Genomic DNA, 26,770 nt, shown 5'->3' with positions numbered 1-26,770 from the left:
CACGGGAGTGTTTCGGCCGAGTGAGTTGTAAAGGTCAGCGAAACGCGCCGACGCATGGCTCAAGCCGAGCGTCGACGCTACAGATGCGCGTACACGTCTTCGAGGGTCATGCCCTTTGCGAGCATGAGCACCTGAAGGTGATACAGCAGCTGGCTGATCTCCTCGGCACAGGCGTCTTGCGACTCGTACTCGGCCGCCATCCATACCTCTGCCGCCTCTTCGACGATCTTCTTGCCGATCGAATGCACGCCAGCGTCCAGCCGGGCGACAGTGTCGCTGCCCTCGGGCCGCGACGCGGCCTTCTCGGCGAGCTCGGCGAAGAGCGTGTCGAAGGTTTTCACGCGATAACCCTATCAGGGCTGGCGGCGGACCCGTGCCACGGTCCCCCCGGGGCGCCCCGGACCCGACTGCAGCGTTGCCGCAACCACAAGCCAGCACAACCACAACCACAACCACAACCACAACCAATGCAATCTGCAGTTGACATGTCCAAAGTGCCAGCGGCCGGGCATTGGAACAGCAGATGACATTGGCATTGCCCGGAGCCTAGTTGGCGACGCCGGAACGCTGGGGGGTCGCCGCTTCGACGAGGGCGACTGCAATCGGGTGAGGCTCGCGCTCTTGCGGCACCGCGATAACGTGTCGCCGAGCTCGGCCTTCAATGACTGGCAGCATCCGCATCCCGTCGGGCACAAGCTTTCTCCCGAAGCTCGGCACAATTGACACTCCGAAACCGCGCTGCACCATCGCGAACATTGACCCGATGTCGCGTACCCGGTGCCTGGCAGCGAACGTGAGCCCGACCGCCTCGTGCATGTCGCGAACGTGGGCTTCGCATCCCCCGGTAGTCACGATCACGCCGTCCTCGGCAAGCTCCTCGAGGGGGATCTCCGCGAGTCCAGCAAGTGGGTGATCATCGCGAACAACCGCTGCGTACTCATCAATCGCAATGAGCTTCGCCCCCGGAGGAAGTTTGGGCGGGTCGACGAGCACTGCCACATCGACAAACCCGTTCTCAAGCCACACTGGCATCTCATCGTCATCACCCTCTACGACTTCGACACGCACGTTGGGCAGCGCCCCGCGCCACTCGTCAAGAAGTTGCGGAACGAGCCCCTGGCACACTGTGGGCACGGCCCCGAGCCGCACCGAGCCCGCGAGCGCACGATCGCCCCGTGCGGCAACCTCGACCGCAGTGATCGCGGCCACCGCGGTACGCGCGTGTGGCAGCACGCGGAGCCCCAACGGAGTCGGCACGAGCGGGACATCACGCTCGACAACGGGTCCGCCAAGCTCCCGCTCGAGCGCAGCGACCGCGTGCGAGACCGCAGACTGGCTATTGCCCAGAACAAGCGCCGCGTGAGTGAACGACCCCTCGTCAACGACAGCCACAAGCGTGCGAAGCTGCTGCACGGTGATGCTCATGAACTCTCCTCATGCCAGCATGAGGTAGATACATTTGCCTCATAATTTCGGAATTTCTAAGCTAACCCACATGGCGCAGCCCAGCAAGAACCGAACGACGATGCTCACCTTCTCTGCCCTTGCGCTCATCTGGGGTTCCAGCTTCCTCCTCATGAAGCTCGGACTTGTCGGCCTGTCCCCCGGTCAGGTTGCGCTCGGCCGACTCGCACTTGGTGCATGCACTCTCGCTGCAATCATGCGCCTCACCCGTCGACAATGGCCCCGCGAGCGACGAGTCTGGGCACACATGATTGTCATCGGCGCGACCCTGTGCACCATCCCATTCATGCTCTTCGCCTGGGCAGAAACAGTGCTCCCGACAACCGTGGCGAGTATCGCGAACGCAACGACGCCCATCATGACCCTCCTACTCACGCCGCTGTTGATCCCCGCGGAGAAGTTGAGCCGCCGGCAATCAATCGGACTAGTGACAGGCATCATCGGCGTCGCGGTCCTTGTGGCACCGTGGCGGTACCTCGCAGCCGACGGAAGCGTCTCACTGCCCGGGCTCGCAGCGTGCCTCGCGGCTACGCTCTGCTACGGCTTCGGGGGCCTATACATGCGAAAGTTTCTCTCCCGAACTGGGCTCGACGCGGTCACGGCAGCTGCGATGCAGCTCACCACTGCAAGTCTGCTCGCGCTCGCGGCAGCGCCGCTCATCTCGCTCAAGCCGGTGCGACTCACACCGAGCGTCATCGCTGCAATGCTCGCACTCGGAATCCTTGGAAGCGGCGTCGCGTACATCTGGTACACAGGCATCATTCGAGCATGGGGCCCGGCACGTGCGTCAACAGTCACGTACCTCACCCCCGTTGTGGGCGTCACGCTCGGCGTCGCGGTGCTCGGCGAATCTGTCCACTGGAACGAACCAGTGGGTGGGGTCGTCATCGTTCTGGGAGTGCTCGCCAGCCAGGGGCTCTTCGACAGGCGAAAGCGACACGGCGACACACCGCCAGTGGCTAGCCCTGCCGCACTCCGCTAGCTATGGCGGCCGCGCGCCGGCGTACCAGGCGCGCCACCTTCGATCGCGCGTTCGAGGCGCTCGAGCTTTCCATCAAGCTCGCCGGTGAAACCAGGCCGAATGTCGGCCTTCATCACGAGAGATACCCGCGAGCCGTACTTCGCCACGGCCTCTGTCGCGCGCTTGACGACGTCGAACACCTCGTCCCAGTCGCCCTCGATCTCGGTGAACATGCTGCTCGTTCGGTGAGGAAGCCCCGAGGCTCGAACGACGGCAACGGCCTGTGCGACCGCCTCCGATACGGAACCGTCAGAGCTCGATTCGCCCCCACTCGGAGCGACAGAGAACGCGAGAATCACAACCAAGTCCTTTCCACGTGGCGACGCACTCAAGGTAGCGCCCTCCAGCAGAGTATCGGTTGGCTCCCTGCAGATTTGCAGGGAGCCCACACCGCTACTCCGTCGGCAGAATGTAAACCTTCCGCAGATCCTCGTGGATCACCCATTCGGTACGCATGCCTGCGGAGAGGCGCCCGAGCGAGCCCGGCCGTAGCTCCAGCACGGTCGCCGGATCGCCGCCGTCAGCAAAAATTGTTACCGTAGCGCTCCCGCGGAGCACAACGAAGCATTCGTCGGCTTCGACGTCGATAGCGGTCCCGGCTGTCATCTCCCAGACGCCGAGGGAGACGCCCGGCCCTGCATCGATATCGATCGCGCCGGCAAGCGGCGCGCCGGCGCGGACCTCCTCGACAGGCAAGTCTTCAAGTGGCAGCGCCAGAGCGAGCGTATCGAGCACCGCGCCCGCCTGCAGCGGCGCGTCACCAGCGGGTGGCGGGACTGTCTCATCCTGAGTCATAGTATGTCTCCTTCGACTGTGCCGCGTGCGCGGCAGTTATTCACTGCGCGGTGAGCTCGTCGAGCTCACCGCGCTTGTCATCTGATGCCTCAGCCGCGGGCTCGGCCGGCGTGTCGCCGACGCCCCAGCCATAGGCAAGCTTGTATGCCTCGAGAACGAAGAACGTCTCGGCGCCGATAATTCCGTCTTGTTTCGGGAGGCGGTCGTGGAGAAATTCGGTGTAGTGCGCGACATCGCGGCATACGACTTCCACCATGACGTCAAACGGTCCCGTCGTGAGCACAACGTAGCTCGTCTCAGGGAGCTTCGAGAGCTCCTCGCACACGAGCCGGGCTTTGCCCATTTCACATTTCAGCCCGACGAGAGCGAGCCTGTCGAATCCGATCCTGAGGGGGTCTGCGACGCCGACGATCTGAAGCGTCCCCGATTCTTCGAGGCGCTGTACCCGGTAGCGCACCGACGACGCCGGGATCCCGGTTTCCTCAGATATCTCCTTGAACGATCGTCGGCCATCGGTCTGCAGGATGGCGATGAGTCGCCTGTCAATGTCGTCGAGGTCGGTTTTCATGTGGGCTCCTTCAAGACGGTCAGGGGTCGCGCTCGTCACAATCTACCAACGCGAGGATCGGCGACGGGGAACCACGCCCCGTCGCCGATCCTCGCGTTCTCCGCGACCGCGCGCTACGCGCCGATGTGGATCACGCCGGTGCGCAGGTAGGTCATGTCGTGCAAGGTGTACATGCCGCCGATACGCCCCCAGCCGGTGCCCTTGCCGCCCGCGCCGCCGAACGGCATGTTGACGTCCCACCAGCCATTTGAGTCGTTAACAACGACCTGGCCAACTTCCATCTCTTCCATGAAGCGGAACGCCTTCGACAGGTTCTCAGTGAAGACGGCGCCCTGCAGCCCCAGCGGATCGTCGTTGGCGATGCGCAGTGCGTCGTCGTCGTCCTCGGCAACGATGATCGGGAGGACGGGTCCAAAGGACTCCTCGCGCGACAGCAGGCTGTCGGTTGTCACGTTGTCAACGACGGTGAATTCGTAGTAGAGGTCAGTCGGCTGGCCCTCACGGCGCCCGCCGCCGAGCAGGATGTCGAGGCCACGTTCACGCGCGTCGGCCATGTGCCGGTCCATCTTCGCTGCGACGCCCTCATTATTCAGCGGGCCGAGGTTTGTGTTCGGGTCAAAGGGGTCGCCGAGCACGACAGTCTTCGAGTACTCGAGCACTGCAGCGACGAACTTCTCGTGGACATCCTTGTGAACGATCACGCGCTCTGTCGCGCAGCAGACCTGGCCGGCGCAGTAGAAGGCGCCGTCAACCGCGGCCTTAGCGGCACGCTCAATGTTCGCGTCGGCGAGCACGACGACAGGGCCGTTGCCAGATGCTTCGATGAGCAGCGGCTTGAGGCCGGCTGTCGCCTGGATCTTCGTAGCGGTTGCCGACGAGCCGATGAAGCCGACAGCGTCGATGCCTGGGTGTGACACGAGCGCCGCACCGAACTCGCCCTCGCCGGGAAGTACCGAGACGAGCCCGTTCGGCACGCCAGCCTCGACGAGCGCGTCCATCGCAGCGAGCACAGTGAGGGGCGTGTTCGTCGGGGGCTTCACGACGTGCGCGTTGCCTGTCGCGAGGCCTGGAGCGACGAACTCTGCGAACATCAGCAGCGGGAAGTTCCACGGGGTGATGATGCCAAACACACCGATCGGGGCCCGCTGGGTGATCTGGCGCTTCTGAATATCGTTCGATGGGAGCGTTTCGCCGTACAGGCGCACGGCGTCCTCAGCGTGGAGGTGGAACAGCTGTGCCGCTTCCTTGACGTCGGCGAGCGACTCCTCGTAGGGCTTGCCCTGTTCGAGGGACTGCAGGCGTGCGAGCTCCTCGACGCGGGACTCGAGCGCGGTGCCGACCTTGTGGCAGATCTCAGCGCGCGCGAACACACCCAGCTTGCGCCATGCAGTCTTTGCCTCGTGTGCCTTCGCGACGGCAAGGTCGAGGTCAGCGGTTGTTGGGACAGGGATCGACGCGATCTTCTCGCCCGTCGAGGGGCTGAAGATGTCGGCCCGCTCGGTGGATGCACCGTCGGTGAACTCACCGGCGATGAACAGCTGGGTCCGAGTCGGCACTGGCAGGGAACTCATGGCGATACCTCCGTGTATCAGTAACTGCAATGTTGCATGCCCACCATACGACACGCTTCACGATTGCGCAAGATAGATCCCGGTGGAGTTGCTGAGAAAACAATTCAGCGTACTCGAATTGACTATTTCAGCAAATCAGTGCACGATGCGTCTTGTCCACTCGACGCAGGGGTACACCCCGATAACAACGGAGTTGTCATGACGCACACACTCGCCGGCCGCGGCGACCACGACCCCCAAACCAGCTGAGCCCGCCAGCTCAGCGACGGCCCGGTCACAGCCGGGCTTCCCCGCCCCGGCCCGCTGCTCGCGGGCCGGGGCCCATCCTACGATCGAAAAGGAACACGCATGACCACCTACGAGCGCGCCGAGGCGGCTGTCTCGGCGGAGCGCATCGACGCAGCCCTTGCGAACACCCTCCGCGAGCCCTATTGGCTTGATTCGGACGAGCGCCCTGCAGCGCTCCCACCCGCCGCGGGTGCGATCGAGACCGACCTCCTCGTCGTCGGGGGCGGCTATACCGGACTGTGGACCGCGCTCCTTGCCAAGGAACGCGATGCTTCCCGGCGCGTGATTCTGCTCGAAGGTCAGCGAATCGGCTGGGCCGCAACGGGCCGCAACGGCGGATTTTGCGAGGCCAGCCTGACGCATGGTGCAAGCAACGGCGAGCGCCACCTGCCGAAGGAGACCGCGCGGTTGCACGAGCTTGGACTCGAGAACATCCGCGAGTTCGGGGAGACGGTTCGCCGCTACAACATGGACTGTGATTGGAGCGAGACGGGTGTGCTGCGCGTCGCCTCGGAGCCCTACCAGGACGCGATCCTCAGGGCGGACGCCGCGCAGGATCCCGGCGCCGTCTATTTCGACGCCGCCGCGGTGAAGACAGAGATCAACTCACCCGTGTACCACGGCGCGCTGTGGGAGCGCGAAGGAAACGTCCTCGTCCACCCCGCAAAGCTCGCATGGGAGCTCAGGCGCGTCTGCCTCGAGCTCGGCGTCGACATCTATGAGCAGTCTCAGGCAACTGACATCAGCGCCTCAGCCGACGCCGTTACGGTCACCACCGACGGCGGTGCCACGATCCGGGCGCAGCGCGTCGCGCTCGCCACGAATGTGTTCCCGAATCTCCTGAGGCGAGCCCGGCCGTTTACTGTTCCGGTGTGGGACTATGCGCTCATGAGCAACCCGCTCACCGCTGAGCAGTCCGCGGCGCTCGGCTGGGCGGGCAACCAGGGCCTTGCCGACATGAACAACCGGTTCCACTACATCCGTAAGACGCGCGGCTCCGACGGACTCGAGCGGATCTTGTTCGGCGGATACGACGCGCTGTACCACTTCGGAAAGGGCCTCAACGAGGAGTACTACAACAGCGAGCCAACCTACCGGAGACTGGTCGCACACTTCTACGAAACGTTCCCCGTGCTCGGAGACATCGGTTTCAGCCACGCGTGGGGCGGCGCGATCGACTCGTGCAGCCGGTTCTTCTCCTTCTTCACACGGGCGCACCGGGATCGCGTCGTGTCGGCTACCGGCTTCACAGGGCTCGGTGTTGGAGCGACTCGGTTCGGCGCAAACGTCATGCTCGACCTGCTTGACGGCCTGCAGACCGAACGCACCCAACTCGAGCTCGTCAAGAAGAAGCCGATCCCGTTCCCGCCCGAGCCGATTGCCGCGCTCGGCGTCAAGATCACCACCGCTGAGATGGCGCGATCCGATAGGCGCGAAGGCAAGCGCGGTCTGTGGCTCAGCACCATGGATGCTATCGGCATGGGCTTCGATTCCTAGGACGCGTGCCGGAGTGGGGGCGAGCGCGCTTGGCAACCGCCCCCACATGCACGGACACTATTCGAAACACGAAGGACACTCATGCACTGGGCTCTTCTCGCCGCAGCAATCGCCCTCGAGGTGTTCGCAACCTCGATGCTCAAGATATCGGACGGCTTCACGCGGCTCTGGCCGACAGTGTCTGTCCTCGCGGGCTACGCGCTCTCGTTCTTTCTGCTATCGCGAGTGTTGCAAACCATGCCCGTCGGCACCGCGTACGCTATCTGGTCGGCCGCCGGCACCGTGCTCGTCGTCGGGATCGGGTTCGTCGCTTACCACGAGCGGTTGACGTCACTGCAGCTCATCGGCGTCGCACTGACCATCGCCGGCGTGGTGCTACTCAACGTCGGCGGCGCCGCAGACTAGTGGGCGTGCGCGGCGGCCGCTGCGCGCAGGTCGGCGATTCGCTCCTCGGGAACGCCGCCGTACACAGCTGAGCCCGCGACGAACGTGTCGGCGCCAGCCTCAGCCGCGATCCCGATGGTGTCGACGGTGATACCGCCGTCGACCTGCAGCCAGACGTCGAGGCCGTGCTGCGCGCGGGCCTCAGCGAAGCGCCGAAGCTTCGGCATCATGTCGGGCATGAACGACTGGCCGCCGAACCCTGGCTCGACAGTCATCACGAGCACCTGGTCGAACTCAGGCAGCAGTTCGAGGTAGGGCTCTGGGTCGGTACCGGGTTTGAGCGCGATGCCGGCGCGCGCACCGATGTCGCGGATCTTCCGAGCGAGCGCGACGGGATCGGTCGATGCCTCGACGTGGAATGTCACCGAGAACGCGCCAAGTTCAGCGTACCCAGGCGCCCAACGGTCGGCATCGCTGATCATGAGGTGCATGTCGAGCGGAACCGGCGACACCGCTTGAATTCGCTCGACGATCGGCGGGCCCATCGTGAGGTTCGGAACGAAGTGGTTGTCCATCACATCGACGTGCACGAAATCCGCGGTGCGGATTGCCTCGAGCTCTGCCTGGAGGTTCACGAAGTCTGCGGACAGGATGCTGGGGTTAATGCGCTGCGCGGTCACCCGACTAGTCTACGGCGGACTCTGCCGCGCCGTGCCGCGTCGCCTGTCCGGAGCTGGGCTGTTCGGCGAAGACGCGCGACAGTGTGCGGTAGGAACGAGTGAAGAATGCCGCACACGCGAGCAAGATCATTCCAAGTCCCGTGCAGACGAAGATGAGCGCGATCCCCCGGCTGTCGCCCTGCCCGAGTAACCATCCCCAATCGCGCTGACCGGTCTCGCCACGCATGAACGGCACGACCCAGAACTCGGCGATCGGCGCGACTATCAGCGCGGTGATTGGCGCAGCCGCCGCCTCAAACGTCATCGCCAGCCCGAAGACGCGCCCCTGCTTCTCGAACGGCACGACGCGCTGGATGACAGTCTGTTCGGCCGCCTCGACCGCTGGCATGAGCGCCATGAACACCCAGATTCCCGCGATGAACAGCCAGGGCCACTCGCGGAGGGTGAAGGCGATTCCTACGAATCCGAGGATCCCGACGAGCACAAGCATGGTGCGAATCGGGTTTGGCCCAAGCCCCCACTTGGCAACGACGAGGCCGCCGACGATGAAGCCCGTCGATGCAAGGCCGAAGACGAGGCCCCAGATCTCGACCTGAAACATCGTGAGCCCATACGGGTCGAGGAGCGCCATGAACGCTCCGCTGCCGAGGTTGTTGAACGTACTGAATAGCACGAGCGCGAAGAGTCCAGGCACTGCACGCATTGCGGCCATGCCGCCGCGGAAATCGACGGCAGCGCGGTCTGGGTCTCGGGCGACGACTGGCTCGGGAATCCGCAGTAGATGCAGGTGCACGAGCGGAACCGCGACGAAGAGCGTGGCGAGCAGGATCGTCGCCCCCATACCGAGGAGGCCGACTGAGAGTCCGCTGAGCACGCTCGTCGCGATGAACGCGAGTCCCTGGACGGTGCCGACGAGCCCGTTCGCATTCGCGTGGCGTTCGACGGGAACAAGGAGCGTTACGGTCGTCGCAAGCGCAAGGTTCCGCATGAGTTCGACGACGCAGCCCGCGAGAACGACAAGTGTGAACAGCCAGAACCAGGGGGCGTCGAGGCGGAGCAGCGTGTCACTGGGCACCGCAAAGAAGAGTGCGCACCCGATGACGAAGGAGACGAGCGTCGCCCAGGCGCTCAGCAGCATGACGCGGTGTTTGCGCATCCTGTCGACGAGCGAGCCGAACCACATTGAGCAACCGGCAAGCAGAATCATGTAGACGGCGCCGAGCACCCCGGTGGCCAGAATGCTCCGGGTTTCCAAGTACACCCAGAACACGATGGCGAACCACAGGAAGTTCGTCGTCAGGCTCGCAACCGCGGTGTTCACGAGGACGTGGGCGAAGGTTCGGCCCCCAGCTGGCGGCACCTCCCCCGGGCCTGTCTCCGGGCCTGTCCTCGGAGCTTGCCCGGCCACGCCACTGGGGACAGCCGCGGGCGCTCCTGCGGCCCCGCGCGCCGCGTCAGGGTGGCGGGGCTCCATCGCACCCGACTCATTCATAGGCCAAGAGTATGCGTCGCATCGATGAAACGAAAGAGCCTCATCCCGCACGCGGGCGTAACTCCCAGGCGCGCGGAGCGGTGGCGGCGGGGCCTCCCGCTACTCTGCGTCGCGGGTGAGCAACGAGACGAACATCGCGTCGGTGTCGTGGCGGTGCGGCCACAGCTGTGCACTGAGATGCTCACCCGCAAGCTCGGGCCGCGAGTCCTCGCGCGCGGCAGCCCGCACGGCCGCCTTTGCATCGAGCTCCCGGAGCTGCGGGTGGCGCTTGAGCGCACGATCGACGCCGACGCGCGTCTCCGCGAGGTGCGGTGAGCACGTCACGTAGGCGAGCACGCCGCCCGGCTTCAGGTGCGCGACCGCCGCATCGATGAGCTCGCTCTGCAGCGCTGTGAGCTCGGGCAGGTCGCTCGGCTGTTTCCGCCAGCGCGCTTCAGGCCGGCGGCGAAGCGCTCCAAGACCGGAGCATGGCGCGTCGACGAGGATCCTGTCGTACTGCTCGTGCCCGTCACGGCCGCACCCGAATGCCTCCTCGTCGCGGCCGTCATGGCTCACGACCTTCACGGTCCCGGGCGAAAGCGCCGAGATGCCGTCAACCGAGTTCCGCACAAGATCAGCCCGGTGATCGGACACCTCGTTCGCGCGTACCGTGGCGCCCTCGACAACTGCTTCGGCGCCGAGGATGGCAGTCTTACCGCCAGGTCCCGCGCACAGGTCGAGCCAACGCTCACCCTCGGCAACCGGCGTCGCGCGCACGAGCGCGAGCGCGGCGAGCTGGGAGCCCTGATCTTGCACGCGCAGCAGCCCAGCAGGGATCGCGGCGCGCTCTTCGGCGCCCGCGATTGCACGGCCGGGATCGCCGCCGGTGAGCTCAAGGCCGATAGGCGATGGGCCGACTGCATCGACAGCATCTGGTTCGACAAGCGCGAGTTCCTCAGCGGTGATACCAGCGCCCTCAAGCAGGGCAAGGTTTACACGCGGTGAGGCATTGTCGGCGTCGAGCAACGCGTCGAGCTCGGTCTCGCTCCCCTCCGCACGGAGCGCGTCGCGGAGGGCACGCACGACCCAGGCGGGGTGCGACGTGCGGACCGCGAGAGCGTCGTCGGCGTTCTTCGCGGTGTCAGAAATGCGCGCATCCCACTCCTCGTTCGTTGACCGCCCGATCTCCCTGAGCACACCATTCACGAACCCGGCTGCCCGCTCGTTGCCGACGAGGCGCTGCAACTCGACGCTTTCGTGGACCGCGGCGTGAGCCGCCGTGCGCATGGCGAGCAGCTGGTGCGCGCCGATCCTGAGCACGTTCAGGGTGCGGGAGTCGATGTCTTCGGTCGGCCGATCGGCCGCGAGCTCGATGATGCGGTCGAGCCTGCCAAGCGAGCGGAGCGTCCCCGCAGCGAGTTCGGTTGCGAGGGCCGCATCGCGTCCGTCGAGCCTCGCGTCACGAATCCGAGAGGCAAGCGAAAGATTCGCGTACGCGTCGCGTTCGACGACGTCACGCAGCACGTCGTAGGCGACGATCCTGGCGCCCGAAATTCGCGGCCGGCTCTGACGCTTGCCGCCGCGTCCGCGAGCGCCACCCTGAGCCGAGTTGCGGCCGCGCCCACTGTGTGAATGCTTGTCGCTCACGCGAGGTCCGCCTTTCCGTCACGGCCGCGCAACCAGGCGGCACCGTCCATCGCAGGTTTTCCCGCGGGCTGCACGCGCACAAGCTCAAGCCCGGCAGCAGACTGCCCGCTCGCACAGCCAATAACTGCACGCTTTGAAACGATGCGCGCCTCGCCCGGCGCGAGGTCAGTCGGCAGCGCCGCCGAGAGGCCGGAATCGAGCGGGCGCAATTCGGTGAGCTTGATCGGTTCGCCACCGATGAGCGCGTAGGCGCCCGGCTCGGGCGTCACGCCAGCCCAGTGCGCGAGCGCGGCTTCTGAAGTCACCCCCGAGCCAAACGAAATGAGCCCGTCCTCGCGGGAGAGCTTGTGCGCGTAGGTGTCTTCCCCGGTCTGCGGCTCCCCCGCCCCCGGTTCCGTGGCGAGCAGCTCGACGGCACGCAGCAGCGCGCCTGTGCCCGAGACAGAGAGCTCGGTGAGCGCCGCGCCCGCAGAGGTGCCAGGCGCAAACGTCGTCGAGTCGCGAGTGAGCACGTCCCCGGCATCGAGCGCAGCGACAAGTCTGAACACAGTGACGCCCAGCTCCTGCTCTCCCGCCATGAGCGCCCGCTGCACTGGAGCGGCTCCGCGCCAGCGCGGGAGATCCGAGAAGTGCAGATTGATCCAGCCGTGAGCGGGGCTCGACAGGAGCGGCTCGCGGATGAGTCCGCCGTAGGCGACGATGACACCGAGATCGGGCGCGCGCTCAGCGACCCAAGCGGTGGCCTCGTCGCCGAGTCGGTTCGCCTTGAGCGCTTCGATCCCGAGTTCTGCAGCCGCCTGGGCGACTGGTGACGGCGTGAGTACCCGTTTACGCCCAAGCGGGGCGTCTTCACGCGTGACAACGCCGACGACATCGTGGCCGGCCTCGACCAAGGCTCGCAGGCTGGGGACGGCGAACTCCGGGGTTCCGGCAAACACGATACGCATCAGGCTATTCTCTCACCCCGCAGACGAGACGACGCACGCACGGCTGGCGTCACCCGAGAGCGTCAAGCAGCATTCGCGCCTTCCGCAGGGCGGCTTGCGAGCCCTTGCGCGCCGCGATGTCGGCGAGCCCGGGCCACGCCGAAGCGTCGCCGGCAATGAGTCCTCGCCTCCGAGCCTCGACGAGTACGGGTGCCCGCACGAGCGCGGCGTCAAGCACACGGTTCAGCCACTTCGGCGGGGCCGACTGTTCGGCCGCAACGCGAACGGACTCGGTCAGCGCAGGCCAGAGCGCGCGCAGCGTGTCCGGCTCGGACTCGATCATTCCTGCGAGCTTCACGGGGGTGAAATCTGGGCTCTCGAGCAGCCGCCCGACCGCGAGCCGCACGGAGTCAGCGCCGACGAGCCCGGCGCGCACCGCGGCAAGCACGTGGTAGCCGCTGCCGTTGTCGTGGCTCATCCCACTGAGCAGCACCGCGACCATACCGACCGTAATAGGTGGCACAGCTTCCCCCCGCCCGAGCGGGCCCGCGTTGCCGTCACGCCAGTTGCGGTGCTCAGCCACCCGTACCGCCCGCGCCGCGGGGTCCCACCGCAGCCATGCACGGGAGTCGTGCCGAACGTCATCGGCGTCCGAGAGGATCTCGGTCATGCCACACTGGCCCTCTTCCTCGATGTCGTAGAACCACGCAGTCCGGGTGCGAAACCGGCGGGGGCCGTCGGTCGGGTCTGCGAGGCGTTCGGGGGCGAACTCGAGTTCGATCTCTAACAGCCGTGTCGAGGCCGCTGGGTCTTGCCAGGTCGCCTTGATAGATGCGCCGTCATCGATAACGGGCTGCGCTTCAACGTCAGCGGGCCAGAACACTGCGAACTCGGCCTCTGTCAACGTTGCAGGGACGTGTGTCGCGGGGTTGAGCACTGTTGCCCTCGGAGCTTCGGGAAGCGTCGGCGCCACCTCCGCGAGCCTCTCCACCACTGATCGGGCAAGCTGCACTGCGCGCGACGACCCGCCGGCTGCGGCGAGCGCCCTAACGCCGGCGATCTCGAGCGCGGTGCCTGTAGCAACACCTACCTCGACCGCTGAGATCACTGCCGGCAGCAGCTCTCCGACGGCTTCCACTATCTCTGCCGTTCCAGCGAGACGCCTAGGGGCTGCGAGTGACAGCGCGACGAGGTCATCAAGCAGCGGCCACACGACTGCGAGCATTCCCTCATCGGCGAGATCGAGACACGCGCTCGCGAGTGCGGCGAGCTTCGTTGGAGTGTCGGTCCAGCCAAGCTTGCGCACGTCGGCGACCCCGGGAATCAAGAGCCCGCGCTCCCAGCCCTCGCGGATCGCGAGAACCCCGTCGGCGACGGCGCGTTCGTGAAGGCCGCGCTGGGCCCCAATGAGGTTCACCGCTTGCCCGGGAGTGAGCGGTGTGCGCCTCCGTACGAGCTGTCGCAGCACGAGGCCAAGGGCTGAGCTATCAGTATCCCCGGTTGTCAGGGACGCCCAGTCCCCGCCTGCGGGCAGCACCCCAACCTCGATATCGCTCCGGTAGGTGTCTGCCTTCAGCCGGGTGGGGAATGCAGCGAGCGCAGGCGGCTGTTCGAGACCTGTCGGCGCCCACCAGTGCCGCTGGGGGTCGAGCTCCACTTCTGGCTCGGTGAGCGGGTGCGCGAGATAGGCACAGGCGACCGCGCCTGCGCGGACCGGGAGCGTAGCCCCGTCCTGTCCGACGATGGCGACGTCGAGCTCGCTGAGCGCGTCGCGGTGCGTGAGCGTCACGGTCGTGGCGTCGACACGGAGCAGCGCGAGTAGCAGGTCGGCCTCGCTCGCTGTCGCGCGCTCGTCGGCGTACACCCGCAGCCTCGCGACGAGCTCATCGATTGAGAGGCCCATGTCGTCCCACGTCGGCGTCGAGAGCAGCACTGGAACCTCGCCGAGGCGCTTGGTCACCGCCGCATCACGGGCGGGTGACGGGCCGAAGATCGTCGGCTTCGAGCCAGGAAAGTCCGGGCGAGCAGGCCGGTCGAGCGCTGTGAGCTGCTCGCCAGCAACCCACTGGGCGATGCACCGCAGCCCAGGAACCCAGTGTTGCCGCACACCCCGAAGCGCAGTTCGCGCGAGGCCAGTGTCTCTCCGCGCCAGCTCATTCGCCAGTGCGAGGACGCGCTCGGCGGTTGGGTCGACCGCACCGCCTTCGGGCCGTCCGGTGAGTTCGGCGGCCGCCGCGGTGACGGCAGCAATGAGCGCGTCAGTGTCCGCGACGGCGAGCGCCTCAGTGCCCGCGGTGGCGAGCGCGGCACCTCCTGCGGGTCCGCTTGCCCCACCCCCTGCTTCACCCAGTGCGAGCGAGAACAGCGGCACCTGCCAAAGGGGCGGAGTCGCGTCCCAGCGGCCGCGGGCTTCCGTCTGCGCGGTGTTCGATGATGCCGACGCGTCTGCGACGGCGCCACCCGGCCCCGAGGCGATTCCCCAGGCGTCGAGCAACCGTCTCGCAGCGCGAGCGAGCGGGACGTCGTTGCCTATCTTCAGCGGTTCGATGAGCACTGCGACGTCCGCGGCGACACCGGCGCTCGGGGCTTGTCGTCCGGTGGCAGCGGCGAGCAGCGCGCGCCGCGCCTTCTTCGATTTCACTCCGAGCCCGAGCTGCAGCACCTCAAGGAGCGTGTTGTCATCGCCGTGTGCGATGAGCGCCGGGCCGAACGCCTCAACTAGTGGGGCGTCTCCCGTCGCGATTGCTGACACGAGCGCGTCGGCACGGTTGAGGAGGTCTGTCCGGCGCGCCTCGCTAGTGAGCCCGAGGTGCTCGGTGAGGAAGGCGGCCCAGACTTTCCGGTCGCGGGCCGTTGGGCAGCGTCGAGACCCGCAAGTGCAAGATCGAGCGCGGTGTCGGTGTCGAGCCAGCCGCGCTCAAGCGCAGCCGGGAGCAGTCCGCCGAACGGCCCAGTGACGCTCAGCCCGAGCGCGACCGCTGTCTCTGCGTGCTCGCGAAAGCGTGGGCCGAGCGACTCGCCCGAAATATTGCCGCGGTCGCGCGGCTGCAGCCAGCCGTCATTTGCCGGCGCGCCGAGAGCGTAGACGGCCCAGTCGCGTAGGTAGTCGACGTGCTCGGGCACCGGGAGTGCGAGGTCATGCACCAGGCGGACGGTGGCGCCCGCCAACCGCGAGGTCGCATCGATCCACAGCCTGCCTCCGCGCGCCGACGCGTGAGTCACGAAGCTCCGGGCATACTCCACTCCCCGGGCGGCGACGACAGCGGCGAGAACCTCGTCACTGATTGCCCCGCTCGCTGGAGCGATCGCGACGGCGCGCTTGGCGGCGACGCCGACGCGGATTGCGAACAGGGCGAGCATGCCGGCGTGCACGCCGTCACCGAGCCAGCTGCGCCACCCGTAGCTCGCGGCGTCGAGAGCCTCGAATGATCCCCACTCGCCAGCTTTGAGCCCCGCCAACGCGGTGCGCTGCTGCTCGGGAGTGCCGAGCGGCAGCGCGAGGATCGCTTCTGGCGCCAGGCCTGGGGTGTGGTCAGCCCAGCCGAGCGCGCGGTAGACCGCGAGTGAGTCGTTCAATGCTACGGAGGCGCTCACGCCTGCTCCTTCTCCGTCGATGCCTGGGTCGACGTATGTATCGATGTCTGTGTCCGAGTGGAAGATGCGGCCGGCGTGACCGGGCGATCGCCCTGGGATGCGCGGGCGCGGGTGATCTCGACGGCGAGCGCGTGCTTACACGGGCCGCGTCCGTTCCCGTGATTCAGGCCCCACGCGCAACCGCAGTCAAGCTTCCCGCCGTCCCCGACGCGCACAATGGCGTCGCCGCCAGGCCCGCCTGCCGGTCGAACGCCACGGCCGCCACCAGCACCTCCGCCGCCACCACCACCGTCACCACCAGCGCTCCCGCCTCGCACGATCCAGCTCCGCGGTCCGCTCGAGCTCCCTTCGCCGGGGAGCGGCATCACTCGTCCCGCAGCGACGAGCGCCCGTGCCGCGGCGAGGCGGGGGCCGTCGCGTTCGACACGCGCCGGGTCATCGGGAAGCTCCCTGTGGAAGTGAGCGCCACCTTCGAGATCCCATCCGACACGCCCCGAGGCGGCAAGGACCGCGATGGCCCCGTCCGCGCGGGCACGCGTGAGCCCTGCCGCGCTGGCAAGCCTTGCGGCATCGAGGACGGGTTCGAACGCAAGTAACGCGGAAACACGCTCCGCGTCGGCCACGACGTCGTCACTCGCAAGCGCCGCGAGAAGCGCGCCCTCCCCCGAGTGCCCGCGCCACGCCTGAGCGGTTAGCCCGAGTGTGAGTCGCGCGTGCGGGAGCTCGAGTACGACGGCGACCGAGCCAGTCTCCGTGTGCGGCGCGCCGTGCACTGTCGCGCCCCGGAGGTGTGGGAGGAGGCGCTTCGCCGCGCTCAAGCGGTGCAGCCCCGGAACCGCGACCGCCCCTGCCACCGGCCGCGACGTGATCCTGACACCCGCCGTCGCGGGAACGATCCACGCCGTTCTCCCATTCGCCGTCGCTGGCGGAACCGCCGCGACGAAGGCGCGCGCCTCCGACGCAGTGAGCTTCGCGAGCGGGACCATGCGGCTGTGGAGCTCGGCAACGTTGCCGAACGCCCGCACCCACCGGCCCGGCATGTTTACCGGGCGCTCCGTGGCGTGCGCGTTCGGTGTGGCGAGCACCGCACCGCCGACCCCGACATCGAGGTGCAGGAGCTCGGCGCGCCGCACCCCCGTCAGCACCGCACGCGATTGCCGCCCCAGGTCGACGTTCGTCGTGCCGTGCGCAATGTCTCCGCCGTCAAAACCTGTGCCGAGCAAGTCGAGCCTCGCGTACACGCTGTTGCAGGCCGAGAAGCACTCGGCCCGAAGCCTGTCGCCCTGTGCGGTGAGTACGGGGTCGCGCATCGTTGTCGGCACGTAGTTGAAGTAGCGGGTCGAAGTGATGTCGGCGAGCGCGAGCAGTCCCCGGGCAAGCACCAGCGGCTCCGTCGCAAAGCCGGAGAAGAAACTCGGCGAACCGTCGATTCCGTGCCTGGTGAGGGCGGGAGCGAGTCCGAGCACGAGCCCGTCAGGCGACGCCCCTGTCAGCATGCCGAACGCCCGCGGGGCTGCCTGAGCCGTCGCATGCTGCATCGTCATATCTCGATGCTAGCGACCACGGGTGACACACGCGCGCGGCTGGTGCTAAACTCGCCACATGCAGATCGTGATTCAGTGGTGGGCCGCCTAGGGCGGTCACTCTTCACGCATCTGCATGCACCTCGACACCGCCTCTCTGAGGCGGTGTTTTTTGTCTCACGAGTGGCGTTCAGACCACCACTCAGTGACCACGAAGGATCTCCACTCATGACTCAGACCACCACTGCTTCCCCCTACCGCGCCGACGAGCACGGCTTCTTTGGCGAGTTCGGGGGCGCGCCGCTGCCGCCGTTCCTCGTCGAGCCCATCGCCGAGGTCGCACGCGAATACGCGAAGGCGAGCGCTGACCCCGCGTTCCAAGAGGAGTACCAGTCGCTACTCTCGAAGTACGTCGGCCGGCCCTCGCTGCTGTACTTCGCTGAGAACCTCACCGCAAAGCTCGGCGGCGCCAAGGTGTACCTTAAGCGCGAAGACCTCAACCACACTGGGGCGCACAAGATCAACCACTGCCTCGGCGAGGCGCTGCTCGCAAAGCGCATGGGAAAGACGAAGGTCATCGCAGAGACCGGTGCCGGCCAGCACGGTGTTGCGCTCGCCACGGCCGCGGCGCTCGTGGGGCTCGAGTGCGAGATTCACATGGGGGCCATCGACGTCGCCAAACAGCACCCGAACGTCGTACGCATGGAACTGCTCGGCGCAAAGGTCGTCTCGGTCGAGGAGGGCGGCAAGACACTCAAAGAGGCAGTCGACTCAGCGTTCGGCGTCTACGCAGCGAACCCCGACGAGTACTTCTTCGCGATCGGCTCGGTCGTCGGGCCCCACCCTTACCCGTCGATGGTGCGTGACTTCCAGTCAGTGGTTGGCCGCGAGGCCCGCGCGCAGATGCTTGAAGCGGAGGGGAAGCTCCCCGACTACCTCATCGCAGCTGTCGGCGGAGGATCCAACGCGATGGGGCTCTTCGACGCGTTCCTCGAGGATGAGAGCGTGCGCATCATCGGCGTCGAGCCAGCCGGTGAGGGTCTCGAAGGCACCCGCCACGCAGCAACCATGACGCTCGGTACCCCCGGCATGCTGCACGGCATGCACACGAAGGTGCTGCAGGACGCAAACGGCGAGCCCTCGGCAGTTCACTCAATTGCTTCGGGCATCGATTACCCGGGCGTTGGCCCGCAGCACGCCAGGCTCGAGCAGCTCGGCCGCGTCGAGTACGTCACCGCCACCGACGCCGAGACCCTCGACGCGTTCCAGCTGCTGACTCGCACCGAGGGCATCATCCCCGCGCTCGAGTCGTCACACGCCGTCGCACACGCGGTGAAGCTCGCGCCGACGCTGCCCTCGGACGCCGTGATCATCGTGAACCTCTCGGGCCGCGGCGACAAGGATGTCGATTTCGTCGCCGAGCGCCTCGCGCAGTAGCACGGTCGGCCAGGCCACGGCTTCCCAGTGGCCCGCGAACACACGATCCTCGCGAGAACACACGCTCACCGAGCAGTTTGACATGTGTTCTCACGAGGATCGTGTGTCTTGGCGTTCCCGGGCATAGCGGCAGAGACAGCAGGGAACGGCAGCGGTCAGCTCGGGTCAGCTGAGGTCGGCAGGGCCCGGCCAGCAGCTCCCGACTTTGCGGGATTCACCGGCTTCACCCATCGAACACCCCGCGGTCATCGAATCGCAGCCTGAGCGCCTCTGGGACGGCCCGCCCTGGAGCCCGACCCTTCTGCCGTGACGACGCGCCAGCCGCGTCGGCGACGAGCGCGCCGCGCAGCCGTTTCGCGACGTCGCTGCCGCGTGCATACTCGAACCGCACAATGGCGCGTACGAGCCCAGCGCCGCGTGCAGCTGGGTCGGATGCTGATACGGGCGTCGGCCCGAGCACCTCGACACCCGCCAGCATGTCGGGAGTGCGGAGCGCCGCGATCGCACGGTCGACCTGGGCGGAACCGCCTGTCACACTCGCAACGCGGACTGCGGGTGGATACCTCAGCGCCTGCCTGTCGCGAAGCTCGCTGTGCAGCCACTCGTCGAGCCGCCCGGTGACGAACGCCTGCACCACGGGGCCTCCCCCTGATGCCATCAGACACACCCCGTCAGGAGCAGCGAGCGCGGCCGCGTTCTCCCACCATCGCAGGCAGTCTTCGCCGGCCCGGAGGTTCTCGAGGCTCAGCAGCCGCTCGGCATCGAGCAGCACGACCGCCCGGTAGCCGCCAGCCGCGAGCGGTTCAGCTCCGCGAGTCGCGACGACTATCGCCGGTCTCGCGTCCACACGCTCGCGGGGGTGGTCGCCGTCGGAGAGCAGCACGCGAAATCCGCGGAACTGCCGTTCGAACTGCTCGACAGTGCGCGCCGACCCCATGCCGCGTTCCGCGAGCCGGTTCCCGCCGCAGCCAGAGCACGCCCAGCCCCCCGCGTGCTGTCCGCACCAGCGGCACGCGGCGGTGCCTGCCGTGCGAAACCCGATCGGGCCACCGCACCCGGTGCAGCGGGCAAGGTCACCGCAGTCGCCGCACACCGAGACTGGCGCATATCCTGGCGTCGCGACCTGCACGAGTACGGGGCCGGTGCGCAGCCCCTCCCTGATAGTCTTCGCCGCGAAGTCAGGCACACGCCCTGCGAACGCGTCTGGCGCGATCGACTGGTCGGCGTGAATCACGCGGGTACGCCTGGGCGGGTTCACCTGATCCTGCACGTATCCGATGAGGGCCAACCGCTCGACCTCAGCGCTGCGAGCGTGCGCGGCGAAGAAGAGCCCGGCGCCCGACTGCTCGGCGCGCACAAGCGCCGCGTCGCGGGCATGCACATATGGTGCGAGCGGCTCGGCGAGCACGGGATCGCCGTCGTCCCACATCAGGATCGCCCCAAGATCGTGCGCCGGGGCGTACACAGCAGAACGATTCCCGACAATAATTCGCGGCGCCGAGTCGAGCGCCTGCAGAAAGCTTGCGTAGCGCTCCGCGTTTGATTGCCTCGCGTCAACCCTGAGTACGCCCTCGGCGCCGAGGGCGGCGAGGGCGCTCTGCACCTGATCCTGATCGCGGTAGTCGGGAAGCACAACGATCGCACTCTTGCCCGCGGCGTGGACCGACATCGCGACCTGCGCGAGCCGGATCGCCCATGCCCCGACCCACTCGCCTGTCGACAGCCGCTCTGGTGAGTGATTCGCGGTGAGCGCGAGCCGCTCCCCAACAACGAGGCGAGCCGCGATACCAGCGGAATCGGCATCGAGATCTCCGGCAGGCGCGCCGTCGGGCCTCTCAGGCTGAGACTCCGCCGCGGCGAGGTGCTGCTTCTCGACGCGCACCTGTCTGCCTGGAATTGCGAGACGAAGGATGTCGCCGGCAGAACCGCCGGCGCGGTCGGCCACTGCGCGCGCGAGCCGCCAAATCTCTGGTGTGAGCTGCGGGACAGGGCTCACGATATCGGCGATTGGCGAGAGTTCACCACCGAAGCTGCTCGATTCGGCGAACCCAATGACGTACCCAAACGCCTTGCGCTGTTGATTGCGAAACGGCACCCGAACGCGCTGGCCGACACGAAGTTCGCCTGCGAGCCCCTCTGGGATCGCGTAGTCGAACAGGTGGTCGAGTTGCGGCAGCGCCGAATCGAGGAGCACCTCGGCGACGGCCCGACCGTTCGGCCGTTCGGCGTCGAGACAGCTGCACGAGGTCGCGGGAACCACTGGCTCCGCGGGAGCGGCCGCCTCAGCTCGCTTGCCAGACCCCGCAGCTGCGGAGACGTCGCTCAGCTCACCGGCCGACACGCCGCCGCCTCAACTAGAGCCCTGCGGCTGCGCGCAGCTCGGCGACGCGCGGCGTCGCTTCCCAGGTGAAGTCGGGCAGCTCGCGACCGAAATGTCCGTAGGCGCTCGTCTGTGCGTAGATCGGGCGCAACAGTTCGAGATCGCGGATGATCGCGAGGGGGCGCAGGTCGAACACCTCGCGCACGGCGGTCTCGATGACGGCTGTCGGAACGATCTCTGTGCCAAAGGTCTCGACATACAGGCCGACCGGATGCGCGCGTCCGATCGCGTAGGCGACCTGCAACTCGGCCCGTCGAGCGAGGCCCGCGCGCACGACGTGCTTCGCGACCCAGCGCATCGCGTAGGCTGCCGAGCGGTCGACCTTCGAAGGATCTTTGCCGCTGAACGCGCCGCCGCCGTGCCGGCTCGCGCCACCGTAGGTATCGATGATGATCTTGCGGCCTGTGAGACCCGCATCACCCATCGGGCCGCCCACCACGAAGGGGCCCGCCGGGTTGATAAAGAACTCTGCGCCGGCGCGCGGCAGGTCGACCTTGTCGAGCACAGGGTTGATGACCTCGCGGGCCACAACCTCGCGCAGCGCGGGGGTCGAGAGGCTCGCCGCGTGCTGGGTCGATACAACGACTGCCTCGATCGACGCGGGACGGTCGCCGTCGTAGCCGATAGTGACCTGGGTCTTCCCATCAGGGCGAAGCTCGGGGATGATGCCGCTCTTGCGCACCTCAGTCAGTCGCTCAGCGAGGCGGTGCGAGATCCAGCTCGGCAGCGGGTGCAGCTCGGGGGTCTCGTCGGTCGCGAAGCCAAACATGATGCCCTGGTCGCCTGCGCCCTGCGCGCTCAGCGCGTCATCGTCGCCGGCTTCGCGCGCCTCAAGCGACACGTCCACGCCACCCGCGATGTCTGGCGACTGCTGCCCGATCGACACCGACACGCCGCACGACGAGGCGTCAAAGCCCATCTCCGAGCTCGTGTACCCAATCTCACGGATCGCGTCACGCACGATCTGCGGGATCTCGACATAGCCACTCGTGGACACCTCGCCGGCGACGTGTACGAGCCCAGTCGTCACGAGCGTCTCGACGGCGACGCGCGCCCCCGAATCTTGCTCAAGCATCGCGTCAAGGATCGAGTCAGAAATGCGATCGCAAATCTTGTCGGGGTGCCCCTCGGTGACGGACTCGGACGTGAACTGACGCAGCACGGATGCTCCTCGAATAGTGATGAAATGGGCCGAAACGTATGGCCCCAGAATGGCTGTGGCGCCGGTACCTAGAGGGTATCCGGCGCCACCGACAGAGTGAGCAGTTACGCCTTCGGCGTCATCTGCAGCTTGCCCTCGACGATCTCGTGCAGCGCGATCGACAGCGGCTTGTCATCCACCGACGAATCTACAAGGGGACCGACGTTATCGAACAGGTTCCCGTCGTGCAGATCAGTGTAGTAGTCGTTGATCTGGCGCGCGCGCTGAGCAGCGAAGACGACCAGAGCGTACTTCGAGTCCACCTTGTCGAGCAGATCGTCGATCGGTGGGTCGATGATGCCGTTGACATTAGCCATGAATTAACTCCTCTAGATAGACCCGTCTATTCTAGCCCATGAGGCCGACGCCGCGGCGCAAGATGACGTGCCCGTTACGACTGCTCAGCCTCGTCCAGGCTCGAGTACCCGAAATCGTCAGGCGATCAATGCCCGATAGGAAGCCGAGACCTTCGGCCGCGAACGCGGCCGCCGCAGGGATCCCGGGAGCGATTTCACTGCCCCAAACTGCCCGACGAACCTTCTGCACAACAGGATCGCCGGCATCGGCCGGTACGTTTTCGGCGACGCGCGCCATGCCCTCAGCAGCGACGACAGCGAGAGACCCCGCGTCCATTTCACCACGGGCCTCCCAACCCGCGATTGGGGGAAGTACTCCGGCCCACGCCGCAGCAACTGTCATGTCGGGAAGCGCAAGATCGAGCCCGGATGCGGCACGCGCAAGCCTATCTGTGAGCGCACGCACCTCCACGACAGTGTCGATCGGCGCAGCCGGGGCGGCAGCCAACGGGAAGGCGCGCATGACGAGCACGACTGGCGACTCGTCCATGATCCCCACCGGCGCCTGTGTGCAGCCGTACACTGCGAGAGCGCTGCCACGGGTCTGCAGCCGAACCTCGGCCTCCCCGAGCCGGGCGAGGCGGGAGAGGTAGTTCTGCAAGTCGTCTCGTGTTGGCTTGTCTGCGAGGCCAAGAGTGAAAGTCTGTTCGGTCATCAGCATCAGCCTATCGCCGCAAGATTGATGCGAGCCGCGAGCTTTCACCCGCTAGCGCAGCCGCGACATAGACTGATGCCTATGACTGACGCGGCGAAGACTATGCACGGCGACGAGGTTCCCGCCCCCAACCTTGCTGAGATGCTCGCGCTCGCCAACACCGAGGCGCGCACCCACTACGACATCTTCACGGGGCCTGCGATGCCGACTCCCCACGGCCGCGCATTCGGCGGCCAGGTGCTCGGACAGGCGCTCATGGCAGCAGGCCTCACCGCTCCAGAGGGCCGCGAGATTCACTCGATGCACGGCTACTTCGTGCGCCCCGGCGACAGCCACACCCCAATGACGTTCGAGATCGCAAGACTTCACGACGGCAGGTCCTTCTCGACCAGGCGCGCCCAGGCCTACCAGGATGGCGCCGTACTGATGTCGCTCATCGCCTCGTACCAGGGGCCCGAGGAGGGGCTCGACCATCAGGACGGCCTCGACACCGCGGCAATCGCGCAGCCAGAGTCGCTTCCCTCGGTATGGGACAAGTACGGCCATCTCACCGGAGAGCGGCGCAATTCGTGGGTACTCAACAGGCCGTTTGATTTCCGCCACGTCGAGGGCGACATCTTGGTCGACGCGGGCGAGCCGCGTAGCAATCAGGCGGTATGGCTGAAGAGCCGCGAGCCGCTTGACGGCGGTCAGGCGCTGCACTCAGCCGCGCTCGCGTTCGCGTCCGACTACCTCCTTCTCGAGCCGGTCGCGCGGCGCCATGGCATTCCCTGGGCGACGCCAGGGATGAGCGCGGCAAGCCTCGACCACAGCATGTGGTTTCACAGACCCTTCCGCGTTGACGAGTGGCTGCTGTACACGCTCGAGTCGCCCACCGCACAGAGCGGCCGCGGACTCGCGCATGGCCGCTTCTACGACCGCTCTGGCGCGCTTGTCGCGAGCGTCTCGCAGGAGTCGATGATTCGACTCCCCCGTTAGCCACGGCCCGCGACCGACGCTTCCCAAGCCACGGCCTGGGAGCGGTTGTCCGCGAGCGATGTTCCGTTAGCCACGCCCGAGCATGAGCGGCTCGTCCATCCATTCTCGGACGGCCGTGCGGCCCTCGGCGCTCAGACGTGCCGGCCTCAGCGTCTCGCCGTCGACCATCACCGCGACGGTGATCGCGCGCGCGACGACTGAGCGCTCAGCCGCAGCTCCGTCGACAATCTCACAATGGATCTCGAGGTGCGAACCACCAAGTTTGCCGACCCAAAGCTCGACAGTGACTGGCTGCTCCGAGTACTCGAGCACGCTGAGAAACTCGATCGACTGGCTCGCAACGAGCATCTTCGGCCCGCCTGCGATATTCGACTGGAAATGCTCCTCAAGCCCGGTGGGTTCGGTCGCCGCGCCGAGCCACAGCACGCGCACGCGCGCCTCTTCAAGCAGTCGGGCAAACACGACGTTGTTGATGTGCCCATAGGCGTCTTGATCGCCCCAGCGAAGCTGCAGGGTGACGTGGGCTCGGGCCATTGTGCGATCCTTTCGCGGAAACCTCTGGGTGACAAAATACGAGTGCCCGCAGGACACGCCTGCGGGCACTCGATCATTCGCTAATCGCGGGTGAGCTTGCGGTAATGGCTACGCGACGGCTTCGCAGCGTCCGCACCAAGGCGCTCGATCTTGTTCGCCTCGTAGGCTTCGAAGTTCCCCTCGAACCAGTGCCAGTCAGCCGGGTTCTCGTCGGTGCCCTCGTACGCGAGAATGTGCGTCGCGATGCGGTCGAGGAACCAGCGATCGTGGGTGATGACGACGGCGCAGCCTGGGAACTCGAGCAGCGCGTTTTCGAGCGACTGCAGCGTCTCGACGTCAAGGTCGTTCGTCGGCTCATCGAGGAGCAGGAGGTTGCCGCCCTGCTTCAGCGTGAGCGCGAGGTTCAGCCGGTTGCGCTCTCCGCCCGACAGCACGCCGGCCTTCTTCTGCTGATCCGGTCCCTTGAACCCGAACTTCGACACATACGCGCGCGACGGGATCTCAGTCTTGCCGACGGTGATGATGTCGAGGCCCTCGCTCACGACCTCCCAGAGCGTCTTGTCTGCGTCGATGTTTGCGCGGTTCTGGTCAACATAGCTGATCTTCACAGTCTCGCCGATGCGCAGTTCGCCGCCATCGAGCGGCTCCAAGCCGACGATCGTCTTGAACAGGGTCGTCTTGCCGACGCCGTTCGGGCCGATGACACCGACGATGCCGTTCGGGGGCAGGCTAAACGAGAGGCCGTCGATGAGCGTGCGATCGCCGAACGACTTCTTGAGGTCCTTTGCCTCGATAACGAGGTTGCCGAGGCGCGGGCCTGCGGGAATCTGGATCTCCTCGAAGTCGAGCTTCTTGGTACGCTCGGCCTCGTTCGCCATCTCTTCGTAGCGCGCGAGACGCGCCTTCGACTTCGCCTGGCGGCCCTTCGTGTTCGAGCGGACCCACTCGAGCTCATCCTTCAGGCGCTTCGCGAGCTTCTGATCCTTCTTTCCCTGGACCTCGAGGCGCTCGTGCTTCTTCTCCAGGTAGGTCGAGTAGTTGCCCTCGTACCCGATGAGGCGGCCGCGGTCTACCTCGGCGATCCACTCCGCGACATTGTCGAGGAAGTACCTATCGTGGGTGATCGCGATGACCGCTCCCGGGTACTTCTGCAGGTGCTGCTCAAGCCACAGCACGCTCTCGGCGTCAAGGTGGTTGGTCGGCTCGTCGAGGAGCAGCAGGTCGGGCTTCTGGAGCAGCAGCTTGGTGAGCGCAACACGGCGCTTCTCACCGCCAGAAAGCGGGCCAATCTCGGCGTCGCCTGGCGGGGTGCGCAACGCATCCATCGCCTGCGCGAGCTGGTTATCGAGATCCCAGCCGTCTGCGGCGTCGATCTCTTCCTGCAGCGTGCCCATCTCGGCGAGCAGCGCGTCGAAGTCAGCGTCGGGCTCGGCCATGAGTGCCGAGATCTCGTTGAACCGGTCGAGCTTGCCCTTGATCGCGATACCGCTCTCGATGTTCTCGAGGACCGTCTTGGTCTCGTCGAGCTCGGGCTCCTGCATGAGGATGCCGACGGTGTAGCCGGGGGTCAGCGCGGCGTCGCCGTTGGACGGGGTATCGAGGCCCGCCATGATTTTCAGGATCGTCGACTTACCGGCGCCGTTCGGGCCGACCATGCCGATCTTGGCGCCCGGAAGGAACGACATCGTCACGTCATCAAGAATCAGCTTCTCGCCGACTGCCTTGCGGGCGCGAACCATTTGGTAGATGTATTCAGCCATATATTTTCAAAAGCGCGTGCGCTCCGAACTCCCTGCTTCA

At 66.5% G+C, this 26,770-nt stretch carries 24 protein-coding genes; 5 read left to right on the top strand and 19 right to left on the bottom strand.

All coding sequences use genetic code 11. The annotated features are described in order from the left end of the window. Nucleotides 1–77: 77 nt before the first annotated feature. Nucleotides 78–341, bottom strand: coding sequence for a phosphoribosyl-ATP diphosphatase (locus tag KI794_RS07030; RefSeq protein WP_255809608.1), 264 nt, complete (start codon nucleotides 339–341; stop codon nucleotides 78–80). Nucleotides 342–546: 205 nt separating this feature from the next. Continuing rightward, nucleotides 547–1,425, bottom strand: coding sequence for a LysR family transcriptional regulator (locus KI794_RS07025; RefSeq protein ID WP_119279391.1), 879 nt, complete (start codon nucleotides 1,423–1,425; stop codon nucleotides 547–549). A gap of 70 nt (nucleotides 1,426–1,495) precedes the next feature. On the opposite strand from KI794_RS07025, the gene KI794_RS07020 reads away from it, so the two are divergent. Then, a complete protein-coding gene (locus tag KI794_RS07020) occupies nucleotides 1,496–2,446 on the top strand; it encodes a DMT family transporter (protein ID WP_255809606.1) in 951 nt (316 codons plus the stop codon). Here the strand turns inward: KI794_RS07020 and KI794_RS07015 are convergent. The 4 genes from KI794_RS07015 to KI794_RS07000 form a co-directional block, all read right to left on the bottom strand. Next, the gene (locus tag KI794_RS07015) at nucleotides 2,443–2,784 is read right to left on the bottom strand and encodes a thiamine-binding protein (RefSeq protein WP_255809605.1); all 342 of its coding nucleotides are present in this window, start codon (nucleotides 2,782–2,784) and stop codon (nucleotides 2,443–2,445) included. The genes KI794_RS07020 and KI794_RS07015 overlap by 4 nt on opposite strands. Nucleotides 2,785–2,878: 94 nt before the next feature. Beyond that, nucleotides 2,879–3,280: a cupin domain-containing protein gene (locus KI794_RS07010; RefSeq protein ID WP_255809604.1), complete on the bottom strand. Its 402-nt coding sequence runs from the start codon at nucleotides 3,278–3,280 to the stop codon at nucleotides 2,879–2,881. Between the two features lie 40 nt (nucleotides 3,281–3,320). Beyond that, nucleotides 3,321–3,848, bottom strand: coding sequence for an Lrp/AsnC family transcriptional regulator (locus KI794_RS07005; RefSeq protein WP_119279387.1), 528 nt, complete (start codon nucleotides 3,846–3,848; stop codon nucleotides 3,321–3,323). Between the two features lie 113 nt (nucleotides 3,849–3,961). Continuing rightward, nucleotides 3,962–5,419, bottom strand: a complete 1,458-nt coding sequence (locus KI794_RS07000) for an aldehyde dehydrogenase family protein (RefSeq protein WP_119279385.1) — start codon at nucleotides 5,417–5,419, stop codon at nucleotides 3,962–3,964. A gap of 348 nt (nucleotides 5,420–5,767) precedes the next feature. Here KI794_RS07000 and KI794_RS06995 point away from each other — a divergent pair, with 348 nt between their 5' ends. Together KI794_RS06995 and KI794_RS06990 are read left to right on the top strand one after the other, a co-directional pair. Next, a complete protein-coding gene (locus tag KI794_RS06995) occupies nucleotides 5,768–7,204 on the top strand; it encodes an NAD(P)/FAD-dependent oxidoreductase (protein WP_255809603.1) in 1,437 nt (478 codons plus the stop codon). Between the two features lie 81 nt (nucleotides 7,205–7,285). Beyond that, nucleotides 7,286–7,609, top strand: coding sequence for a DMT family transporter (locus tag KI794_RS06990; RefSeq protein ID WP_119279380.1), 324 nt, complete (start codon nucleotides 7,286–7,288; stop codon nucleotides 7,607–7,609). On the opposite strand, the gene rpe is transcribed toward KI794_RS06990, so the two are convergent. The 7 genes from rpe to KI794_RS06955 form a co-directional block, all read right to left on the bottom strand. Beyond that, nucleotides 7,606–8,268, bottom strand: a complete 663-nt coding sequence (gene rpe / locus KI794_RS06985) for a ribulose-phosphate 3-epimerase (RefSeq protein WP_255809602.1) — start codon at nucleotides 8,266–8,268, stop codon at nucleotides 7,606–7,608. The two genes, KI794_RS06990 and rpe, sit on opposite strands and share 4 nt — an antisense overlap. Before the next feature lie 4 nt (nucleotides 8,269–8,272). Beyond that, the gene (locus tag KI794_RS06980) at nucleotides 8,273–9,760 is read right to left on the bottom strand and encodes an MFS transporter (protein ID WP_255809601.1); all 1,488 of its coding nucleotides are present in this window, start codon (nucleotides 9,758–9,760) and stop codon (nucleotides 8,273–8,275) included. A 99-nt stretch (nucleotides 9,761–9,859) separates the two neighbouring features. Continuing rightward, entirely contained in the window at nucleotides 9,860–11,386 is a 1,527-nt protein-coding gene (locus KI794_RS06975) for an RsmB/NOP family class I SAM-dependent RNA methyltransferase (RefSeq protein WP_255809600.1), read from the bottom strand. Continuing rightward, complete coding sequence (locus KI794_RS06970) at nucleotides 11,383–12,333, bottom strand: methionyl-tRNA formyltransferase (protein WP_119279374.1); 951 nt, start codon at nucleotides 12,331–12,333, stop codon at nucleotides 11,383–11,385. The genes KI794_RS06975 and KI794_RS06970 overlap by 4 nt, the downstream gene beginning before the upstream one ends. A gap of 49 nt (nucleotides 12,334–12,382) precedes the next feature. Beyond that, nucleotides 12,383–15,064, bottom strand: a complete 2,682-nt coding sequence (locus KI794_RS06965; RefSeq protein ID WP_255809599.1) for a hypothetical protein — start codon at nucleotides 15,062–15,064, stop codon at nucleotides 12,383–12,385. Then, nucleotides 15,031–15,906 carry a hypothetical protein gene (locus tag KI794_RS06960; RefSeq protein WP_255809598.1) on the bottom strand — a complete coding sequence of 292 codons (876 nt, stop codon included), beginning with the start codon at nucleotides 15,904–15,906 and terminating at the stop codon, nucleotides 15,031–15,033. The genes KI794_RS06965 and KI794_RS06960 overlap by 34 nt, the downstream gene beginning before the upstream one ends. Next, nucleotides 15,903–17,450 (bottom strand): SWIM zinc finger family protein, encoded by a 1,548-nt coding sequence (locus tag KI794_RS06955; protein ID WP_255809597.1) that lies wholly within the window; start codon nucleotides 17,448–17,450, stop codon nucleotides 15,903–15,905. The genes KI794_RS06960 and KI794_RS06955 overlap by 4 nt, the downstream gene beginning before the upstream one ends. Before the next feature lie 207 nt (nucleotides 17,451–17,657). Between KI794_RS06955 and trpB the strand changes: the two genes are divergently transcribed. Further along, nucleotides 17,658–18,866, top strand: a complete 1,209-nt coding sequence (gene trpB, locus KI794_RS06950; RefSeq protein WP_119279370.1) for a tryptophan synthase subunit beta — start codon at nucleotides 17,658–17,660, stop codon at nucleotides 18,864–18,866. Nucleotides 18,867–19,089: 223 nt separating this feature from the next. Here the strand turns inward: trpB and KI794_RS06945 are convergent, their stop codons facing one another. The 4 genes from KI794_RS06945 to KI794_RS06930 all read right to left on the bottom strand — a co-directional run bounded on the left by KI794_RS06945 (nucleotide 19,090) and on the right by KI794_RS06930 (nucleotide 23,458). Further along, on the bottom strand, nucleotides 19,090–21,207 hold the full coding sequence (locus KI794_RS06945) for a hypothetical protein (protein ID WP_255809596.1): 2,118 nt from the start codon (nucleotides 21,205–21,207) through the stop codon (nucleotides 19,090–19,092). Nucleotides 21,208–21,220: 13 nt separating this feature from the next. Beyond that, nucleotides 21,221–22,405 carry a methionine adenosyltransferase gene (metK, locus tag KI794_RS06940; protein WP_162920789.1) on the bottom strand — a complete coding sequence of 395 codons (1,185 nt, stop codon included), beginning with the start codon at nucleotides 22,403–22,405 and terminating at the stop codon, nucleotides 21,221–21,223. 107 nt (nucleotides 22,406–22,512) lie between these two features. Next, complete coding sequence (gene rpoZ, locus KI794_RS06935; protein ID WP_119279365.1) at nucleotides 22,513–22,764, bottom strand: DNA-directed RNA polymerase subunit omega; 252 nt, start codon at nucleotides 22,762–22,764, stop codon at nucleotides 22,513–22,515. 31 nt (nucleotides 22,765–22,795) lie between these two features. Beyond that, nucleotides 22,796–23,458: a hypothetical protein gene (locus KI794_RS06930; protein WP_119279615.1), complete on the bottom strand. Its 663-nt coding sequence runs from the start codon at nucleotides 23,456–23,458 to the stop codon at nucleotides 22,796–22,798. Between the two features lie 81 nt (nucleotides 23,459–23,539). Here KI794_RS06930 and KI794_RS06925 point away from each other — a divergent pair, with 81 nt between their 5' ends. Further along, nucleotides 23,540–24,436 carry an acyl-CoA thioesterase gene (locus tag KI794_RS06925; protein WP_255809595.1) on the top strand — a complete coding sequence of 299 codons (897 nt, stop codon included), beginning with the start codon at nucleotides 23,540–23,542 and terminating at the stop codon, nucleotides 24,434–24,436. A gap of 66 nt (nucleotides 24,437–24,502) precedes the next feature. On the opposite strand, the gene KI794_RS06920 is transcribed toward KI794_RS06925, so the two are convergent. Together KI794_RS06920 and ettA are read right to left on the bottom strand one after the other, a co-directional pair. Then, complete coding sequence (locus KI794_RS06920) at nucleotides 24,503–24,970, bottom strand: acyl-CoA thioesterase (RefSeq protein ID WP_119279363.1); 468 nt, start codon at nucleotides 24,968–24,970, stop codon at nucleotides 24,503–24,505. A gap of 80 nt (nucleotides 24,971–25,050) precedes the next feature. After that, nucleotides 25,051–26,730: an energy-dependent translational throttle protein EttA gene (gene ettA / locus KI794_RS06915; RefSeq protein WP_119279361.1), complete on the bottom strand. Its 1,680-nt coding sequence runs from the start codon at nucleotides 26,728–26,730 to the stop codon at nucleotides 25,051–25,053. Nucleotides 26,731–26,770 lie beyond the last annotated feature (40 nt).

This window comes from Leucobacter aridicollis (assembly GCF_024399335.1).
Taxonomy (GTDB): Bacteria; Actinomycetota; Actinomycetes; order Actinomycetales; family Microbacteriaceae; genus Leucobacter; species Leucobacter aridicollis_A.
The sequence above is the reverse complement of the archived record's forward strand: the minus strand, read 5'-3'. Positions and strand labels throughout refer to the sequence as shown.

Bases quoted from the DNA above. Each gene is read 5' to 3' on its own strand.
- KI794_RS07025 (WP_119279391.1), bottom strand. From the start codon at position 1,425: ATGAGCATCACCGTGCAGCAGCTTCGCACGCTTGTGGCTGTCGTTGAC.
- KI794_RS07020 (WP_255809606.1), top strand. From the start codon at position 1,496: ATGGCGCAGCCCAGCAAGAACCGAACGACGATGCTCACCTTCTCTGCC.
- KI794_RS07010 (WP_255809604.1), bottom strand. From the start codon at position 3,280: ATGACTCAGGATGAGACAGTCCCGCCACCCGCTGGTGACGCGCCGCTG.
- KI794_RS07005 (WP_119279387.1), bottom strand. From the start codon at position 3,848: ATGAAAACCGACCTCGACGACATTGACAGGCGACTCATCGCCATCCTG.
- KI794_RS07000 (WP_119279385.1), bottom strand. From the start codon at position 5,419: ATGAGTTCCCTGCCAGTGCCGACTCGGACCCAGCTGTTCATCGCCGGT.
- KI794_RS06995 (WP_255809603.1), top strand. From the start codon at position 5,768: ATGACCACCTACGAGCGCGCCGAGGCGGCTGTCTCGGCGGAGCGCATC.
- KI794_RS06990 (WP_119279380.1), top strand. From the start codon at position 7,286: ATGCACTGGGCTCTTCTCGCCGCAGCAATCGCCCTCGAGGTGTTCGCA.
- KI794_RS06980 (WP_255809601.1), bottom strand. From the start codon at position 9,760: ATGAATGAGTCGGGTGCGATGGAGCCCCGCCACCCTGACGCGGCGCGC.
- KI794_RS06970 (WP_119279374.1), bottom strand. From the start codon at position 12,333: ATGCGTATCGTGTTTGCCGGAACCCCGGAGTTCGCCGTCCCCAGCCTG.
- KI794_RS06955 (WP_255809597.1), bottom strand. From the start codon at position 17,450: ATGACGATGCAGCATGCGACGGCTCAGGCAGCCCCGCGGGCGTTCGGC.
- trpB (WP_119279370.1), top strand. From the start codon at position 17,658: ATGACTCAGACCACCACTGCTTCCCCCTACCGCGCCGACGAGCACGGC.
- rpoZ (WP_119279365.1), bottom strand. From the start codon at position 22,764: ATGGCTAATGTCAACGGCATCATCGACCCACCGATCGACGATCTGCTC.
- KI794_RS06930 (WP_119279615.1), bottom strand. From the start codon at position 23,458: ATGACCGAACAGACTTTCACTCTTGGCCTCGCAGACAAGCCAACACGA.
- KI794_RS06925 (WP_255809595.1), top strand. From the start codon at position 23,540: ATGACTGACGCGGCGAAGACTATGCACGGCGACGAGGTTCCCGCCCCC.
- KI794_RS06920 (WP_119279363.1), bottom strand. From the start codon at position 24,970: ATGGCCCGAGCCCACGTCACCCTGCAGCTTCGCTGGGGCGATCAAGAC.
- ettA (WP_119279361.1), bottom strand. From the start codon at position 26,730: ATGGCTGAATACATCTACCAAATGGTTCGCGCCCGCAAGGCAGTCGGC.